At 45.7% G+C, this 1,867-nt stretch carries 1 protein-coding gene; it reads left to right on the top strand.

What is annotated here, in order from left to right; all coding sequences use genetic code 11:
* Nucleotides 1-225: 225 nt before the first annotated feature.
* Nucleotides 226-1,782 carry an apolipoprotein N-acyltransferase gene (gene lnt / locus BGL89_RS03075; protein ID WP_286824387.1) on the top strand — a complete coding sequence of 519 codons (1,557 nt, stop codon included), beginning with the start codon at nucleotides 226-228 and terminating at the stop codon, nucleotides 1,780-1,782.
* Nucleotides 1,783-1,867: the final 85 nt, after the last annotated feature.

Raw genomic sequence — 1,867 nt, 5'->3', positions numbered from 1 at the left:
TCAAGCCCTCGGACAGACTATCCACTGTCTATTAGGTGAAAGCTTGGTAGATAAGGTAACTGGATGAACAGGGAATCCCTCGCATGAGTGCTTCGGGGAGCGTCAATCGCTAACTGCTCTATTGTAGATGTGCTGAAAAACTTCTGTATTTCTCTTGTTTTTTGTCTTCCCTCTAGCTACTCTGATCTAGTAGGTCAGACGAGTTCAACCTGACTTGAGTAAAAGATGGTGCGTTTTCTCTGGGCAATTTTGGCCGGTGTGGGGATGGGGTTAACAGTAGCGCCGGTTTCTTGGTGGTTACTCGCATGGATTTCTCTAGTCCCCCTGTGGATTGTTGTGAGATTAGCGGAAAAATCCCTAAAAAAACCGCTTTTATACGGTTTTGGCTGGGGTTTTGCCTACCATGGACTGGCTTTATTCTGGATCACGGGAATTCACCCGATGACGTGGATGGGTGTCCCCTGGTTAGCGAGTTTGTTAATTGCCCTGTTTTGTTGGTTGTTTATTACTTTTTGGGGAACGGCGATCGTGCTAACTTGGACGTTAGTTATGTTTTATGTCAACAAAAGTGTTAATCAGTCATCTTTTAGGGATGCCCTCCTACGGGTTTTCATCGGCACTGCCCTCTGGTGTGGGTTAGAATCTCTCTGGAGTCAATCCCCTCTCTGGTGGACTACCCTTGCTTATAGTCAAAGTCCCCATAATTTATTGATTCTGCAATTGGGCAAATTATCGGGTTTTACGACGGTAACGGCGGCAATTGTGGCAATTAACGGTTTAATCGCCGAAAGCTTTCTCCTAATCCGTCAATCGCGGCAAAATCTCGCTTTTCTCTCTTTACCCCTCCTCATTTGTTTGAGCCTCCATCTCTGGGGATGGAATGTTTACCATAAACCGATCGAAAAGTCAAGGGATTTAGGAATAAAAATTGGCGTAATTCAGGGCAATATTGCCAACACGATTAAACTTTCGCCCCTAGGATTTCAAAAGGCGCTCGAAGGTTACACCTCTGGTTATCAAATTCTCGCTGATCAAGGAGTAGATGCCGTCTTAACTCCTGAAACGGCCTTACCCTACTATTGGGAGAACTTAGTCAATAATAGCTCGATTTATTCGGCAATTTTAGCCAAAAAAACGCCGATCTGGTTAGGTGCATTTGGCAAGGTGGACAAGGGTTATAACAATAGTCTCTTGACCATTGATGGCGAGGGACAGGTGATTAGTCGGTATGATAAAGTAATTCTCGTGCCTTTAGGCGAATACGTTCCTTTTCAGGAAATTTTGGGCGGAATTGTTGATCGCCTTTCTCCCTTGCAAGCGCATTTAATCCAGGGAAATCCTGATCAAATTATTGACAGCCCTTTCGGTAAAATAATTGTGGGCATTTGTTACGAGTCGGCTTTTTCCGAACATTTTCGCCGTCAAACTGCTAGGGGAGGCGAATTTATTATTACCGCTTCTAATAACGCCCATTATAGCCACGCCATGCCCGCTCAACACCATGCTCAGGATACCATGCGAGCGATCGAAACCGATCGATGGATGGCCCGGGCCACCAATACAGGTTATTCTGCTTTTGTGGATCCCCACGGTAATCACCTTTGGCTATCGGATCTGGATAGATATCAAATCCATAGCGAAACAATTTATCGACGGGATACGAGAACTTTATATGTGCGCTGGGGAGATTGGTTAACTAAAGTTTTAATCATTACTGCCGGACTAGCTTGGCTCTGGAGAGCTTGGGATCAAGGTGACAGTGGTATACTTTTTCGTGATTGACATCCTCGCCGCCGTAAAACGGACGGCGATTCCTCACCACGCCACTTTTTTAGGGTGGTCGCTGAACGGGGTTGACGCAGATAGC

This window comes from Microcystis sp. LSC13-02 (assembly GCA_002282935.1).
Lineage (GTDB): Bacteria > Cyanobacteriota > Cyanobacteriia > Cyanobacteriales > Microcystaceae > Microcystis.
This window is presented reverse-complemented; position numbering and strand designations above follow the sequence as displayed.

Bases quoted from the DNA above. Each gene is read 5' to 3' on its own strand.
- lnt (WP_286824387.1), top strand. From the start codon at position 226: ATGGTGCGTTTTCTCTGGGCAATTTTGGCCGGTGTGGGGATGGGGTTA.